General features: G+C 42.9%; 12 protein-coding genes and 2 pseudogenes. 9 read left to right on the forward strand and 5 right to left on the reverse strand.

Translation table 11 applies throughout. The features are described from left to right. Positions 1-286: 286 nt before the first annotated feature. The 4 genes and pseudogenes from Cabys_RS14305 to Cabys_RS14320 form a co-directional block, all read right to left on the reverse strand. A complete protein-coding gene (locus tag Cabys_RS14305; protein WP_006926821.1) occupies positions 287-1741 on the reverse strand; it encodes an aminoacyl-histidine dipeptidase in 1455 nt (484 codons plus the stop codon). A 610-nt stretch (positions 1742-2351) separates the two neighbouring features. Next, positions 2352-2738, reverse strand: a pseudogene (locus Cabys_RS20750) (transposase); the annotation flags it as partial. Beyond that, positions 2739-3971 carry an ISL3 family transposase gene (locus Cabys_RS14315; protein ID WP_006929573.1) on the reverse strand — a complete coding sequence of 411 codons (1233 nt, stop codon included), beginning with the start codon at positions 3969-3971 and terminating at the stop codon, positions 2739-2741. Between the two features lie 36 nt (positions 3972-4007). Beyond that, positions 4008-4958, reverse strand: a pseudogene (locus Cabys_RS14320) (IS1380 family transposase); the annotation flags it as partial. A gap of 144 nt (positions 4959-5102) precedes the next feature. On the opposite strand from Cabys_RS14320, the gene glgX reads away from it, so the two are divergent. From glgX to Cabys_RS14355, 7 genes are all read left to right on the forward strand, one after another. Beyond that, a complete protein-coding gene (glgX, locus tag Cabys_RS14325; protein WP_006926822.1) occupies positions 5103-7223 on the forward strand; it encodes a glycogen debranching protein GlgX in 2121 nt (706 codons plus the stop codon). A gap of 2 nt (positions 7224-7225) precedes the next feature. After that, a complete protein-coding gene (locus tag Cabys_RS14330) occupies positions 7226-8182 on the forward strand; it encodes a GSCFA domain-containing protein (protein ID WP_006926823.1) in 957 nt (318 codons plus the stop codon). A 1626-nt stretch (positions 8183-9808) separates the two neighbouring features. Next, entirely contained in the window at positions 9809-11095 is a 1287-nt protein-coding gene (locus Cabys_RS14335) for an ATP-binding protein (protein ID WP_006926824.1), read from the forward strand. Between the two features lie 641 nt (positions 11096-11736). Continuing rightward, positions 11737-12438: an RsmE family RNA methyltransferase gene (locus tag Cabys_RS14340; protein ID WP_006926825.1), complete on the forward strand. Its 702-nt coding sequence runs from the start codon at positions 11737-11739 to the stop codon at positions 12436-12438. Positions 12439-12457: 19 nt separating this feature from the next. Continuing rightward, complete coding sequence (locus tag Cabys_RS14345; RefSeq protein WP_006926826.1) at positions 12458-12808, forward strand: histidine triad nucleotide-binding protein; 351 nt, start codon at positions 12458-12460, stop codon at positions 12806-12808. A gap of 79 nt (positions 12809-12887) precedes the next feature. Beyond that, positions 12888-13604 (forward strand): HAD family hydrolase, encoded by a 717-nt coding sequence (locus tag Cabys_RS14350; protein WP_006926827.1) that lies wholly within the window; start codon positions 12888-12890, stop codon positions 13602-13604. 16 nt (positions 13605-13620) lie between these two features. After that, complete coding sequence (locus tag Cabys_RS14355) at positions 13621-14853, forward strand: ISL3 family transposase (protein WP_006926671.1); 1233 nt, start codon at positions 13621-13623, stop codon at positions 14851-14853. A 10-nt stretch (positions 14854-14863) separates the two neighbouring features. On the opposite strand, the gene Cabys_RS19685 is transcribed toward Cabys_RS14355, so the two are convergent. Next, positions 14864-15499, reverse strand: a complete 636-nt coding sequence (locus Cabys_RS19685; protein ID WP_044280954.1) for a DUF4097 family beta strand repeat-containing protein — start codon at positions 15497-15499, stop codon at positions 14864-14866. A gap of 136 nt (positions 15500-15635) precedes the next feature. On the opposite strand from Cabys_RS19685, the gene Cabys_RS20105 reads away from it, so the two are divergent. Next, on the forward strand, positions 15636-16076 hold the full coding sequence (locus tag Cabys_RS20105; RefSeq protein WP_006926829.1) for an RrF2 family transcriptional regulator: 441 nt from the start codon (positions 15636-15638) through the stop codon (positions 16074-16076). Between the two features lie 20 nt (positions 16077-16096). Next, on the forward strand, positions 16097-17473 hold the full coding sequence (locus Cabys_RS14370; RefSeq protein WP_006926830.1) for a cytochrome ubiquinol oxidase subunit I: 1377 nt from the start codon (positions 16097-16099) through the stop codon (positions 17471-17473). The last annotated feature ends 8 nt before the right edge of the window (positions 17474-17481 follow it).

Raw genomic sequence — 17481 nt, forward strand, 5'->3', positions numbered from 1 at the left:
GCGCTGTGCGCTCTGTGGTTGCTTAAATTACTGCGCAAACTTTTTGGTTGCGGCTTTGCTGCCTTAGTTATAGATGAGTTAGAGTTCTGCAAAATGTAAATTTTAGTGTCATTTCGAGGAGCGGAGCGACGAGAAATCTTTTGTTTTTGTTGAAGTTAGAAGATTTCTCATCCCGATAAATCGGGATTCGAAATGACATGTATGTGCATTTTGCAGAACTCTAATAGATGAGTAAAAACGGAGTTTGAGTTACTAAAACGCAACTCAAACTCCAGTTCAAGTTTTCCTAATTAATCTTTTTCAGCACTTCCAGCAGGTACTCCCACACATGCTGCACCGACTCAATGCGGATTTTTTCATCCGGCGAATGCGCGCCTAAAATATCCGGGCCAAAAGAGATCATATCCATGCCCTCGTATTTCTCGCCGATGATGCCGCATTCCAGTCCGGCGTGAATGTCCGTAACTTCCGGTTCCTTGCCAAATTTTTCAGCATAAATACTTTTGCAAATCTGCAACAATTTGGAATCCGGATTGGGCTGCCAGGCCGGATAACCGTCCGTCTGTTTCACCTCAAAACCGGCCAGTTCTCCCAGCGCTTTCACCCGATCCGAAATATCGGTAATGGAAGAAGCGATGGACGAGCGTTGCGAAGTTAGCATTTCAACCTCATCGCCTTTGGTCGTAATGATAGCCATATTGGTGGAAGTTTCTACCAGCCCTTCAATGGCATGGCTCATGGCCATCACACCGTGTGGCATGACGTACAGCAGACGCACCAGTTGATCTTTAAACGGCGTGCTGAAAACTTTTTCCGCCCGCGCATGTTCTTCAATTTTAACGGTTACATCTTTATCCACAAATTTTAATTCGTCTTTAAAGATTTTTTCGTAGTTTTGCGCAAATGCCTTCAAAGCGTCCAGTTGATCTTCCGGAACATCCAATACCGCCTCGGCCTCGCGCGGGATGGCGTTGTGCGCACTGCCGCCGTTAATGGCCGAAATATGGTAATGGAACAAACCATCAAGATGGTAAAGCAACCGGCCCAACAGTTTAATGGCATTGCCCAATCCCTGGTGAATATTTAAGCCAGAATGTCCGCCGCGTAAGCCGCCGACCTTTAATAAAACGGTGGTGTGATCGGTATGCGGTTCCAGCCATTCGATCTTTTTACGCAAAATGGTGTTTTGTCCGCCGGCGCAACCGATAAAAAGCGTAGTCTCTTCTTCTGAATCAATATTCAACAAATATTTGCCTTCAACAAAATCGCTTTTTAACGAAGAGGCGCCCGTCAGTCCGGTTTCCTCATCCACCGTGAACAAAAACTCCATAGGCGGATGCTGCACGTTTTCATCCTCGATGATTGCCATGGCCATGGCAATGGCAATGCCGTTATCCGCGCCCAGCGTGGTTCCCTCGGCCGTAACCCAACCGTCCTCCACCTTCAATTTGATCGGGTCTTTAGAAAAATCGTGCTGCGTGTCTTTATTCTTTTCGCAAACCATATCCATGTGCCCCTGAATCACACATCCCGGACGGTCCTCCATTCCAGGGCTTGCCGGCTTTTTAATGACCAGATTGCCCACGTCATCCACTTTGTACGTACAGCCGTGCTCTTTGGCAAACTGAATTAAAAAGTCGCGAAGCTGTTCTTCATGCTTGGAACAGCGTGGAATCTGACTGATCAGGTAAAAATTTTTCCAGACCAGCTTTGGTTCTAAAGCTTCGATGATTTCTCTCATTTCCATTCTCCTTCAAATCTGATTTAACAAGGGATTAAATTAAAGAATATTGATGAAAAAAAAAAATTAATCTGAAAGCTGCTTCATCAAAAAAGGCCATGATTAAACGGTTGAGGGGATGGTTGATTGGTTGAATCGTCCAGTTTTTTGGCATCAGGCTTACAATGACTAAAAAATCACCATTCCTGATTATTACCCCATACGCCTCGCAGATAAATTCAAAATGCCAAACGCCTCCCACTTCGCGTAATAATTCGTAACTTTTGATTCGTAATTCGTAATTTTTAATTCAATTGGCATTAGCCCATTCATTTTTCATTCTTTAATTATAGACTTTAATCTCAAAAATTTCTTTTTCCACATCCTATTTTATTCTACCTAAATTTCTAAAGTAAAAAATTTTAACAAAAAAATAGTATTGCCCTGTATTTACTAAGAGAATTATTTCCCCTAAATTTTAGAAAATCTACCTAAAATTGCGATTATTTTGCCCGATTCTTTTTCCATAGACGATTTTTCCTGTTACGAAACATTGAATTGGACGTACCTCGCCCTTTTATTCTTTTTAAAAAAATCAGACACAAAATTTTTATGAATCTTTGTTAATTTCTTACGTAAAACTCAAGGCGTCTATGCTTGAATCTATCTTAGACCACCAGCTCTTGTAATAATAAGAACTGTACATTCTTAGGTGTACTTGTCTGGCCGATTTGGTAATCTTTCCGGCTAATTGAATAAACCAGAGTCTAAAACTATGGGGCTCCTGGCGCCAGGCTTTCTCATCGGTTAATTTCCGAAACCAAACACTTATATTGTAAGCCAATACACTTAATAGAAAAAATGTTTCATTTACCCAAAAATCTTTGGTCAAAATCATACCAGCATATAATTGATTTTTGACCGCCTCGATCCAGTTCTCGCTCTCTCCACGATCTCCATATAAATGATGTATATAAAGCGGGCTTTCTTCTATATTGGTGACATAACAAAAATGGCTCTACTGGGATTCCTGTGGAAAAAGGTCTAATTTACCAAGAAAGAAAAGTATTGCTATCCTAAAATTTTCAAATTTTCTAAAGCCTCTACCAACTGTTTTTATCTCCTGTATCTTGCCGTTCAACCATTCGGCTACTGAATTATCTATCTGATATCTTATATAGTTTAATAAGCCATCTGAATGAGCAATGAGCATTTTTGCTACTTTAATCATTTTATTTAAAGAACGTTCCTTAATATCCTGATACCATTCCGCAAAAAAAAATTTCGCATCATTTATTGTTTCACTCCTAAAGAATTCTTTGAAGTTCTCTTTGGCCGCCCAAGCCTGGGAAGTGATAAGGTTAAGTTCTTGAATTTTTCTGAAACGCGATAATTGCTTGTCCGTCATATTTTCCAGATTCTTTAAAAATAAATATTTACTTTTCACTAAGGTTTTATCATTAGATTTTTGTAATTTACGGGCTTCCTCTCGTCTGGTTTTATCCACTCCATCATTTAAATACTTCATTATATGAAATTTGTCATGCACTATGGAAGCATTGGGAAGCTCCTTTTGAACAGCTTTAATAAAAGCTTTCCACATATCCATACTGACCGCTTTGAGGCCCTCCTTTTGTTTCTCTGTTAATCCCTTGTTTATTAAGGAACTGGCAGAGCTTGTTGTGCGACCTTCACTTACATCTATTACACGTCTTCTTTCACTATCGGATAATACGCTTACATAAGTATGACCTCTTTTCATACTCTTCTCATCTATCCCGATATATTTAATGTCCTCTTCCGTTCGGCGTGATAGCCCGCGTTCCACTGCTTTGCTCATTATATGATGAAGCATATCAAAGCTGATCCGTAAAAATTGTGCCGTTTTGCTCTGGTTCTTGGAGGCCAGTAATAACTCAATAGCAAAACGTTCAAATAATAAAGTCGTTCGACTCGACTTTTCTGCCCAAGGTACTTTGATCGTTTTTACTCCATGTTCCTTGCATTTAATGCGGGGTACTTTGCAGACAATATAGGTCTTCATTTGGCATGTATCCAAATGCCGCCAACGACGTTTTTCGCGGTGATCATAAATATCATATTCCACTTCGCATTCGGGACAAAAACCTTTTTTTGACTTATAGATAATCTCTATTTCTACTTCCTCATTCGCAATATCTAAGTCAACTTTAGAAACTTCCCAGGGATGCGAAAGTCCCAAAATCTGTTTAAATAATTCTTTATCTTTCATAAACTCAATCTAAGGATTATTTTTGTTTTTCACAAAAATCCCAGTAGAGCCACAAAAATAAGTATATTGTTTGTAAGGAAATAAACTGTCTTTTTCTACTATCTTCTCAAATTTACGTAACGCCACAAAACGTCTGGCCTTTGACCAACCTTGCGCACGATAATAAAATTCGCTCATCTCCCAACCTTCTAATTCCGGAATTGATTCCCAATCCTGATCTTTTAGTAGATGTTCCAGATTTTTTAACTTGACTTTGACTAAATATTGAATCTGACCGGAGTAACTTTCTAATAGGCTCAGAACTTTGTCATTAAAAAAGCCACTATCCGCACGGACAATTAAAAATCTTATTTGCTTGACTATCATCGAAAGCACCTGTTTTAAAAAGGCATCCGCATTATTGGCGGTGTAGGCATCCCCAGGTCGAAGCCAGGCCGCAATACACTCTTTGGTACTGTTGAGAAAAGCTAATAAGGGATGGTAGCTACGTTTGCCTTTATGCCTGGGATTAAATCCTTTTTTTGCACCTTCTTGTTTGCCATAGACCGTCTGAACCGTAGAATCCAAATCCAATATATCACGCTTTGTATGAAGTCTTCTATGAATCTTATTAGACAGAAAACCAATGACTTCTATTAATTGATTATTCTGACGAAAACTGAACTTTTTGAAACGATATCGGATCGTGTCAATATCCAAATGCCCATTGAGGTCAAATAAGTGATGGATTAAAGGGTCTAAACTAAAATGTTCGATTTTTAAAAGACGATCCATACCGCCGAGTAAACCAAGAATCATTATATTGAAAATTTGAGCCAATGAATATTTTTGATTATGTCTTCCCTCTATGGTAAGTTTGGTTTCTATTAGTTTATCTATCCCTAACTTTTTCATGAATTTGTAAATTGGATATAAGCCGGAATAATTAGTTAAATTGCCGCCTGTAAAAGAAGTTTTGACACTCTTATGATTATTCTTTATTTTCATCTACAAGGTGCTCCTTTCTTTTGTTTTTTGTTTTTGTAACTAACTTAATTTACAAATAATTGGAGCACCTTTCATCTTTTTTACATTAGAAATTTAGGTTCTATATTAAATTAAACAACAGGTGAGGTTAAAATCATAAAAAGCATGAAAAAAGACAAAACAATTAAAAGCGACATTCTTTCATTAATTGGCAATAATTTCGATATTCAACGCGGAAAGCCCTTTCCTTTTGGCGCCACCATTGTGCGCGGCGGCATTAACTTTGCCGTTTATTCGCCTTACGCTCAATCGGTATGGTTGGTGTTATTTGATCTGTGCGAGCAGGAGCCGGTACTCGAATTTCCTCTGGATGCCACTTACAACCGCACCGGCCACGTGTGGCATGCTCTGGTAACCGGTCTTGATCACGGCATTAAATATGGCTTTCGCGTGCGGGGCAGCAGCGATCACAATCCCGTTGACGAGCGCATTGTTCTACTGGATCCTTACGCCCGCGCCACCTGCGGCGGTCAACAATGGGGAAAGCCGATTAAAATTGAACGCGACGGCCGAAAGCACACCTTTCGCATTTCCACCATTCCCAAAAACAACTTCGACTGGGGGTTGGACGCGCCGCTCAATATTCCCCTGCCGGACACCATCATTTACGAGCTACACGTTCGCGGTTACACCGTGCATCCTTCTTCCAAAGTGAAACATCCGGGAACGTTTACGGCGCTCACGCAAAAAATCCCCTATCTCAAAGAGCTGGGCGTAACAGCCGTGGAACTGATGCCTGTTACCGATTTCGACGAAACGGCCAACGAGCGGATCAATCCTAAAAACGGCAAAAAGTTGATGGACTTCTGGGGCTACAACCCCCTGTCCTTTTTTGCGCCTAAAGCCGCTTATGCCGCCAAAAATGAAAATGAACACGCCATTCTGAATGAATTCCGTCAAATGGTAAAAAAATTTCATCAGGCCGGCATCGAGGTAATCCTGGATATGGTCTTTAATCACACCGGCGAAAGCGGCCTCGACGGTCCGGTTTACCACTTTAAAGGCTTTGACAACCGTGTGTACTACATGATCGATCCGCAAACGGGCGAGTACCTCAATTTCTCAGGCTGCGGCAACACGCTGAACTGCAACCATCCCGTGGTACGCGACATGATTTTGGACAGCCTGCGTTACTGGGTCATGGAAATGCACGTGGACGGTTTTCGTTTTGACCTGGCTTCTATTCTGGGACGCGGACGCAACGGAGAGATTCTCTCCAATCCGCCGCTCCTTGAGCGCATCGCCGAGGACCCGATTCTGGCCAAAAGCAAGTTGATTGCCGAAGCGTGGGACGCCGCCGGACTGTATCAGGTGGGCGATTTTCCGCATTTCGAGCGCTGGATGGAATGGAACGGTCGTTACCGCGACGATGTGCGGCGCTTTATGCGCGGCGACCGCGGCATGGTGGGCGCCTTTGCCACGCGTCTGTTCGGCAGCGCCGACCTGTACCAGGACGACGGCCGCGAACCGTACCACAGCGTTAATTTTGTTACCTGCCACGACGGTTTTACTCTGCATGACCTGGTTTCGTACAATGAAAAACACAACCTGGAAAACGGCGAGGATAACCGCGACGGCGCCGACCAGAATTTTAGCTGGAACTGCGGCGTGGAAGGGCCTTCTTCCGATCCTGAAGTTCTTAAATTACGCAGCCGACAAAAACGCAATTTTATAACGGCTCTGCTCCTCTCTCAGGGCGTGCCCATGCTGCTGGCGGGCGACGAATTCGGTCGCACGCAAAAAGGCAATAACAATGCTTACTGTCAGGACAACGAAATCAGCTGGGTCAACTGGGATCTGACCCGCCAGAATGAGGATCTGCTGCGCTTTACACGTTTGCTAATCCGCTTTCGAAAAGAAAATGCCCATTTTCGCAGAGCGCAGTTCGAAATAAAAACCATTAACGGCGAGCCTGAAGTGAGCTGGCACGGACAAAAACTCAACCAACCACAATGGGAAGATCCTGAAACGCGCTGGCTGGGCGTGCTTTACCGCGGAGACACGGCACAAAAACAGAAAGACGTCTACCTGCTTTTCAACGCCAGTGGTCAGCCCCGTCGTTTTGAGCTGCCCAAGATAAAATCAGGTAAAAGCTGGCATCTGTTCATCAATACGGCCAACACGCCGCCCCGCGATATCTATGAGCCCCGCCGTGCCCCTGTTTTAAATGACCAGACCAGAATTGTGTTGCAGCCTTTTTCTTCGGTTGTTTTAATCGGGAGGTAGCCATGAAGTTTCGCACGGAAATCAACATCGACAGAGCGGACCAAACCATTCAACACATCGATCCCATCATAACGCTGGGCTCCTGTTTCGCCGAAAATATTTCAAAGGCGCTTAAAGAACATTATTTCCATGTGCTGGAAAACCCCTTTGGCGTTTTGTACAATCCCCTTTCCATCGAGCGGGCGCTGCGCTTTATCATCGAAGACAAAACCTTTACTCAAAATGATCTTATTTTTCACCAGCAGGAATGGCACAGCTTCTGGCATCACAGCTCGTTTTCACATCACGATGCGCAGGTCTGTTTGCATAACATCAACACGGCCATTCAGCAGGCGCACCACTTCTTAAAAAAGGCGCGCTGGCTGATCGTCACCTTTGGCACGGCCTTTGTCTATTTCCTTAAAAAACAAAAGACAGCGGTGGCCAACTGCCACAAACTTCCAGAGACAGAGTTTGAACGCCGGCTGATTTCCTTGGCCGAAATCACTGAACCGTGGTTGCGGCTGTTGGATTTGCTCCGCCAATTCAATCCTCAATTAAAAATCATCTTCAGCGTAAGCCCCATTCGCCATCTGCGCGACGGTCTGCCAGAAAACCAGAAGAGCAAGGCTACCCTCATTCTGGCCACCCATCAATTGGTCGACTCCAGCGCCGACTATTTTTATTTTCCGGCTTATGAAATTGTACTTGACGACTTGCGCGACTACCGCTTTTACGAAGCCGATTTAACTCATCCCAATCAACAGGCTGTCGCCTACATCTGGGGAAAATTCAAGGCCATGTTTTTCGATAGAACCACCCAGCAGATCTTAAAAGAAATGGCAGATTTTTACAAAAGGACTACGCATCGCTTCCGAAACTCTGCTTCTCCTTCGGCCAAAAATTTTATGACAGAAACGGAAGCGCTTCGAAAAATGCTGTTGCAAAAATATCCCTACCTAAAACAGCGCGATTTTTGAAGACAACATCCTCTATTTTTCTTCAAGGATAAACGCTTTAACGCGCAAAATTTTTAGGCCGCCGGGTTGTTAGTTGATTGGTTCATTGAACAGAGGCAATCCTTTACAACGTTGGTAATAACTGATCACGATCAGATCCTCCTTCTCTCCCAGACTTGTAGGGACCGAGGATGTGAGGGCGAGGAAGGGGCGGTTTGAGGTTCTTCTGCCGTTTCCACGGCGAAAGACAATGCTCCACACCAACGCCAACCAACCCGATGGATATTCAGATGTCCCTACGGGACATTTTTCAATGTGTTGGTTTCAGGCCTTTTCCCGGCAGTGAACTGCCGCGTTATTCTCAACAATCCCTATGGGATTTAATTTTTACTCCAACAAAAATTTGACAGATCTACAGAAATTTCACACTACGTACCGCCAATGAATCCGCCCCGTCAGGGACGATTGAGAATAGCCCGTTGATTCATCGGCGGGGAAAAGGAAGCGAACCAACGTCAATCCCGTCCCGGTAGGGACGATTGAAACGGGCGGGATGGATATTCAGATGTCCCTACGGGACATTTTTACATTTGTGTGTCTTCCCTATTCCCGGCAGTAAACTGCCGCGTTATTCTCAACAATCCCTACGGGATTTTTCCACAAATTTTCGTCCCGTGAGGGACGTTTGAGAATAGCCCGTTGATTCATCGGCGGGAAAAAGGAAGCGCACCAACCCCAATCCCGTCCCGTAGGGACGTTTGAGAATAGCCCGTCGTTTCAACGGCGGGGAAAATGCACTGAACCAAATCACAATCCCGTCCCGGTAGGGACGGCTGAAACCTGGCGAAATGGAAATTCAGATGTCCTTCCGGGACATTTTTACATTTTGTGTGGTTTCCCGTTTCCCGGCAGTGAACTGCCGCGCTATTCTCAACAATCCCTACGGGATTTAATTTTTACTCCAACAAGAATATAGCATATCTACAAAAATTTCACACTACATACCGCCACTGAATCTGTCCCGTCAGGGACGAATGATAATAGCCCGCTGATTCATCGGCGGGGAAAAGGAAGCGACCCTCCCCAATTCCGTCCCGGTAGGGACGGCTGAAACTGGCGGGATGGATATTCAGATGTCCCTACGGGACATTTTTACATTTGTGTGGTTTTTCCTTTTCCCGGCAGTGAACTGCCGCGTTATTCTCAGTAATCCCTACGGGATTTAATTTTTACTCAAACAAAAATTTGCCATATCTACAAAAATTTCACACTACGTACCGCCAATGAATCCGTCCCGACAGGGACGATTGAGAATAGCCCGTTGATTCATCGGCGGGGAAAAGGAAGCGAACCAACGTCAATCCCGTCCCGGTAGGGACGATTGAAACGGGCGGGATGGATATTCAGATGTCCCTACGGGACATTTTTACATTTTGTGTGATTTCCCTTTTTCCGGCAGTGAACTGCCGCGTTATTCTCAACAATCCCTACGGGATTTTTCCACAAATTTTCGTCCCGTGAGGGACGTTTGAGAATAGCCCGCTGATTCATCGGCGGGAGACAAATTTAAAATAAAATCAGGATAACAACTTGATAAATCCGGAATAATTAATTATATTCAATGCAAAAAGTAAGAGATTTTGCTATATGCAAGAAACAAAATTCCTTAATAGAGATATATTTCCGCAACTTAAAAGCAATTTGAAGACACCTTATGTTTTAATACTTATCGGTTCCCGACGAACCGGAAAAACCACGCTATTGAAAATGTTGCTCCGCGAACCCGAGGTTCAAAAAAACGCCCTGTATTTCGACCTGGAGAATCCCATTCAAAGGGAAAATTTTCAATCACCAGACTATGATTTGATTGCCCGGCAGATTATTCAGGCTTTGCCTCACCCGAACCAGAGAGGCTATGTCTTCCTCGATGAAATTCAGTACCTTGAAAATGCCGCCTCTTTACTAAAATACATGTTTGATCACTATTCCAATCTAAAATTTGTGGTTTCAGGCTCTTCTTCGTTGCGCATCAAATCCTTATTAAGTGAGTCCATGGTGGGGCGAAAACGCGTCTTTCGACTTTTCCCACTAAATTTCAGAGAATTCCTGGTTTTTAAAGACAAAATGCATTTGTACAGGCAGCTGGAGGGGTACCACTTTTTTTCACCGTCTTCTGAAATACCGAAAATTCTCCCCTCTATCCGGAGCCAGCTACTGGCTGAAATCTTTGACTTTTTAATTTTTGGTGGCTATCCAGAAACCACGCTTCTTCAGAATCGGGAGGAGCGGGTTCAATCGCTATATGAAATCTACACCTCTTACATTCAAAAAGATATTGCTTATTTGTTCTCCATTGAAAGCGTAGATAAGTTTAACAAACTGGTTAAAATCCTGGCCTCTCAAACTGGAAATCTGGTGAACGTTTCCGAGCTCTCTAATACCCTGGGGATTTCTCGCGCAACGATCGAAAGGTATCTATTCATTTTAGAAAGTACCTTTGTTCTGGAACTTCTTAAACCTTTTTATTCCAACGTTCGGAAAGAGTTAAGCAAAATGCCTAAACTATTTTTTGAAGATGTTGGGATTTGTAATGCCATTGTGGGAAAGTTTACTCTGGAACCTGGAAGCGCTTTTTGGGGACAACTGGCCGAAAATTTTGTTTTTAACCAATTGAAAAAACAATATGTGCCGGAAATTAAATTCTGGCGTAGCAAAAATAAACAGGAAGTGGATTTTCTGATTTTCCACGAGGGGGAAATGATTCCGCTGGAAGTTAAATTTCAGCAGCAACGAAAAATGCGTCTTCCTTCCGGATTGCGCAGTTTTATTCGCCAATACCAGCCAAGCCGCGCTTTTGTTATTACCCAGGATTATCTGGAAACCATCCGTTTTGACCAGACGGAGGTCATCTTTCTGCCCATTTATCTGATTTAACTCGTTCCTACGCGTGAATGGATAATCCAATATCCCTACGGGACATTTTTTACATTTGTGTGTTTTCCCTTTTCCCGGCAGTGAACTGCCGTGTTATTCTCAATAATCCCTACGGGATTTAATTTTTACTCCAAAAAATTTGACATATCTACCAAAATTTCACGCTACGTACCGCCAATGAATCCGTCCCGTCAGGGATGAATGACAATAGCCCGCTGATTCATCGGCCGGAAAAATGAACCGCACCAAACCATATCCCGCCCCGGTAGGAACGGTTGAAACTGGCGGGATGGATATTCAGATGTCCCTACGGGACATTTTTATATTTGTGTGGTTTCCCTTTTCCCGGCAGTGAACTGCCGCGTTATTCTCAATAATCCCTACGGGATTTAATTTTTACTCCAAAAAATTTGACATATCTACCAAAATTTCACAATACTAAACGCCATTGAATCCGTCCCGTCAGGGATGAATGACAATAGCCCGCTGATTCATCGGCGGGGAAAATGAACCGCAACAAAAATAACATAACTCAGCTTTGCGCTTAACCCGATCAAAGTTTTTGTGGGTTACGGCTATTCTGTCTTAGTTTGTGAACTTTGTTGTTTGCATTTAAAGCATTTATTTTTCAAATTCCAACTATGGAACTATTTTATGCTGATCCGGAACACATCAGGGATGATCTGGCGGTTCTTGACGACTTTGAGCGTAAACATATTGTACAAACCTTACGCAAAAAAGAAGGAGAGATCATCCATTTAACCGATGGTCAGGGCACCCATTACACAGGCGCCATTCTTTCTCTCAAGCCCCACCTGAGCGTTCAAATTATGAAAAAAGAGCGCATTCCCGCAGCGCGCGTTCCTCTTGCTCTGGCCTGCGGCTTCATCAAACCCAATCGGCTTGATTTTGTTCTGGAAAAGGGAACCGAGCTGGGCGTCAACCATTTCGTCTTATTCAAAAGCGATTACGCCAATTACTTCAGCGCCAACGAAAATCGCTACAGGAAAATAATCCGTCAGGCTGTTAAGCAAAGCTTGCATTTTTACTTTCCAACGCTTACTTTCTTGAAGTCTTTTAACGCCTTACTGGCGTACAGCGAAAAATTCAGCGTAAAATTGGCGGCCATCGATCAGTCGTACCCGGCTCTTCGGGAGATGATCGGGCCCATCCAAAAGGCACAGCAGTTATTGATCGTCATCGGGCCGGAAGGCGGCTTTAGCGCGGATGAAGTTTCTGGTTTGTTAAACAATGGGTTCAACGGCGTTTCGCTCGCATCAAACCGCTTGCGTACGGAAACCGCTGCCCTAACGGCCGTTTCGTTTGTAAAACAATACATCTAAAAATTTAAGGAGGTGCGCCTTGTCATTAGAAGATTGTGTTTTTTGCCAGGTACTTGCCAAAAAACTACCAAGCAAAATGGAATACGAAGACGATGAAGTAGCCGTTTTCTGGGACATCAATCCGCAGGCGCCAACGCATCTGCTTATTGTTCCCAAAAAACACATCCCCAATGTCTCTTCGTTCACAGAAGAAGACAGCTACTTATTGTGCAAAATGTTCCAGGTGGCCCGGAAAATCGCCAAAAAACTGCATCTTGAAGAAAAAGGATTCCGGCTGGTAGTTAACGAAGGTAAGGACAGCGGGCAAAGCATTTTTCATGTCCATGTCCATTTGCTAAGCGGCCGACGCCTGATGTGGCCTCCGGGTTAATCGTAAAGCCGCCATCAAGCGGCTTTTACTTTTACAATGAACTTAAAACGCTCACGACGCTACGGAAGAGGTTGCAATCTTGAAATTGACTTTTATTAAGCAAATTTTGTTTGACGCAGACGACACCCTGTGGGAAAACAACGTCTATTATATTAAAGCCACCAACGATTTTCTTGATCTGCTGGTGGAAAAAGGTCTAAACCGCGAACAATTACAACAAGAATTTGACGAGCTCGAGTTATGGGTGGTCAAAGAACGCGGTTACGGCAGCCACAACTTTGTTTACATCCTAGAGGTCCTTTACGAACGCTATCAAAATCTGATCGACTATCGTCAGTTTAAATCCATTGTCCAGCGTTTTGAAGACCATCCCAACAATCCCAAACTTTTCGAGGGCGTTATTGATACTCTGAACGCTCTTAAAGAAAAATACACACTTTACGTGCTGACCAAAGGCGATTTTAAAGAGCAGGAGCAAAAGATCATTAACGCCGGTATCGATAAGATCGTCAACGGCTATTTTATCGTCCCTGAAAAAGAAGATGCCGTGTATCAGCAGATTTTGACACAACGTAATTGGAAGGCAAAAGAGACCTGTATGGTTGGCAATAGCCCAAAATCTGACATCAATCCTGCGCTACGCGTCGGTATGTACGCCATCTATATTCCCTATGCCAATACCTGGAAATTGGACTACGAAGAGGTAAAACCAGTACAGGGGCGCTATTTTAAAGTTCAGCGCTTTAGCGATTTAAAAGATTGGCTCTACTGGGATTTTTGTGAAAAACAAAAATAATCCTTAGATTGAGTTTATGAAAGATAAAGAATTATTTAAACAGATTTTGGGACTTTCGCATCCCTGGGAAGTGTCTAAAGTTGACTTAGATATTGCGAATGAGGAAGTAGAAATAGAGATTATCTATAAGTCAAAAAAAGGTTTTTGTCCCGAATGCGAAGTGGAATATGATATTTATGATCATCGCGAAAAACGTCGTTGGCGGCATTTGGATACATGCCAAATGAAGACCTATATTGTCTGCAAAGTTCCCCGCATTAAATGCAAGGAACACGGAGTAAAAACGATCAAAGTTCCTTGGGCAGAAAAGTCGAGTCGAACGACTTTATTATTTGAACGTTTTGCTATTGAGTTATTACTGGCCTCCAAAAACCAGAGCAAAACGGCACAATTTTTACGGATCAGCTTTGATATGCTTCATCATATAATGAGCAAAGCAGTGGAACGCGGGCTATCACGCCGAACGGAAGAGGACATTAAATATATCGGGATAGATGAGAAGAGTATGAAAAGAGGTCATACTTATGTAAGCGTATTATCCGATAGTGAAAGAAGACGTGTAATAGATGTAAGTGAAGGTCGCACAACAAGCTCTGCCAGTTCCTTAATAAACAAGGGATTAACAGAGAAACAAAAGGAGGGCCTCAAAGCGGTCAGTATGGATATGTGGAAAGCTTTTATTAAAGCTGTTCAAAAGGAGCTTCCCAATGCTTCCATAGTGCATGACAAATTTCATATAATGAAGTATTTAAATGATGGAGTGGATAAAACCAGACGAGAGGAAGCCCGTAAATTACAAAAATCTAATGATAAAACCTTAGTGAAAAGTAAATATTTATTTTTAAAGAATCCGGAAAATATGACGGACAAGCAATTATCGCGTTTCAGAAAAATTCAAGAACTTAACCTTATCACTTCCCAGGCTTGGGCGGCCAAAGAGAACTTCAAAGAATTCTTTAGGAGTGAAACAATAAATGATGCGAAATTCTTTTTTGCGGAATGGTATCAGGATATTAAGGGACGTTCTTTAAATAAAATGATTAAAGTAGCAAAAATGCTCATTGCTCATTCAGATGGCTTATTAAACTATATAAGATATCAGATAGATAATTCAGTAGCCGAATGGTTGAACGGCAAGATACAGGAGATAAAAACAGTTGGTAGAGGCTTTAGAAAATTTGAAAATTTTAGGATAGCAATACTTTTCTTTCTTGGTAAATTAGACCTTTTTCCACAGGAATCCCAGTAGAGCCAAAAGATTATTTTTTGTAAACCAGCTCGGCGTTAATCACATCGCCTTTGATTTGAGACGAGCCGTCAAGATACACTAAAATCTGTGTATTTTCCGCTTTCTGGCCGTCAATATTCCCTTCTACCACAGAACTATCGTTCAAAAATATTTCAACTTTTCGCTTTTCATCTTCTCCGGTTTTACCTTTTACCACGATACTTCCGACAACCAACGCCTTATCTTCCAGAAAAACATCGCCATTGACTGTAAAAACATTACCCAACACACGTGCGCGCACCAGCCGAATAGAGCCGTTGACTGTATTAACATCCTGCCCGACAACAGCGTTTGCCTTAAGAGTTACCGCACCGTTAATTACCGTAACGCTTTCTGCCACTTTACTGTTTTCAGCAATTTTGACCTGCCCATTAATGGATTTAATATCCTCGACCTTGCTTTCACGCCCAATTTCAATGCGACCGTTAATCGATTTTAAAGCGCCGTTAATAACACAATGATCGCCAATGATGATATCGCCATTGATGGTGTACAAGTCCTTATCAACATTACGATTGGTTTCAATCGTAATGCTCTCGTTGACCTCGGCCTCACAACCGACCATCAACACCATTGCGGACAAGAACAATATTAAATATTTCATCATCTGCCCTCTCATTTTAAATAGAAAGACGAATTTTTTCTTATTTTGTTTCCAAAATATACTTAAAAAATACTTGCTCCCAAAAAAATCATTAATTATATTTTACCAGTGCGGTAATATATTACAAGATCAGTTAACTATGAATGTGAATACTTTAATAAAAAGAGAGTACGATTACGCGGTTCGTATTTGCGCCTATCTGGCCGGGCAAAAACGCAATAAAGCGATTCCCATTTCCAGGATTGCCGAATTATTGAGCATTACCAAGCCTTTTGCCAATAAAATTATCTTTCAGTTACGCAAGGCGGGTATCATCGATTCGGTTCAAGGGCGATACGGCGGGATTTACTTAAAACGAAATCCCAAAGAACTTTCGGTGCTGGACATTTTGAATGCCATGGAGTTCAATTCCATAATTAATGAGTGTTTACGAACACCGGGGATTTGTCCTATTATCGGTTTTTGTAAGATTCACATCTTCTTTTCCGAATTGCAGGAAATTTTGATAAAACGTTTAAAAGAAAAGATGATTAGTGATTTAGTAATTCACGATTATGAGTTAGAATCCATTGTTTTTTAATTAACAACGAGGAGGTTGCGATGAGCGCTTTAGCTTTAGCGCGATGGCAGTTTGCCGTCACCACAGTTTACCACTTTTTCTTTGTTCCTCTTACGCTTGGGTTGTCCATTTTTGTAGCGATTATGGAAACGCTTTATGTGCGTACCGGCAAAGAAATTTACCGACGGATGACCAAGTTCTGGGGCACTTTGTTTGTTATTAATTTTGCCATGGGCGTGGTAACCGGTATTGTGCAGGAATTCCAGTTTGGTCTTAACTGGTCGGAATATTCCCGGTTTGTGGGGGATATTTTCGGCGCGCCTCTGGCCATTGAAGCCCTGCTTGCATTCTTTCTGGAATCCACTTTTCTGGGCATCTGGATTTTTGGCTGGGATCGGATTTCCAAAAAGCTGCACCTGCTGTCCATGTGGCTGGTAGCCATCGGCTCTAATCTTTCTGCTCTGTGGATTTTAATAGCCAACTCTTTTATGCAAAGCCCCATGGGACACAAGTTGGTTACCGATGAGGCCGGCAACGTTATCCGCGCCGAAATGACCAACTTTGCCGAACTGGTTTTCAATCCCAACGTCTGGTATCAGTTCCCACATGTTGTAACCGGCGGCATGGTCACTGCAGCGTTTTTTGTTATTGGCATCAGCGTCTTCCACATCTTCAGAAAAAGCGAAGACCAGGAAGCGTACCAATTATCGCTCAAATACGGAACCATTTACGGTTTTATCGCCATTGTTCTGGTGATTTTGCTGGGCCATTCACAGATGCAACACATGCTTAAAACTCAGCCGATGAAAGTAGCCGCGGCCGAAGCCCTGTGGGAATCGGAAAATCCGGCCAGCCTGTCGGTTTTGACCATTGGCGATCTTTCCGGAAAAAAAGAGATCTTTTCCATTCGAATCCCTTATCTGGTGACCATCCTGGCCTACAACTCGCTGGAAGGTGAAGTGAAAGGGGTTAATGAATTACAAAAAATGTATCAAGAAAAATACGGGCCCGGCGATTATATTCCGCCCATTGTTGTTACTTACTGGAGCTTCCGGGCAATGGTGGGTGCAGGCATCCTGATGCTGTTTCTCTCCATCTACCTGCTGTTTTACGTATTGAAAAACCGCTACGACTTTAAGCCATGGGTTAAACACGTAATGCTGTGGAGTATTTCACTGCCTTTTATTGCCAACTCTGCCGGCTGGATTTTAACAGAAGTAGGCCGTCAACCCTGGATCGTCTTTGGTATTTTAAAGACGGAAGACGCCGTTACGCCTTCTATGGTTGTAAGCGCCGGCGAAGTTGCTACTTCATTAATTGTGTTCACGCTTTTGTATGGCATTTTAATGGTTGTTGATGTCTATTTGTTAAAAAAATATGCTGTGGCAGGCACCATTGCCGCAGATAAAGGTCATTAATCCTGGAG

The organism is Caldithrix abyssi DSM 13497, from assembly GCF_001886815.1.
GTDB classification, from domain to species: domain Bacteria; phylum Calditrichota; class Calditrichia; order Calditrichales; family Calditrichaceae; genus Caldithrix; species Caldithrix abyssi.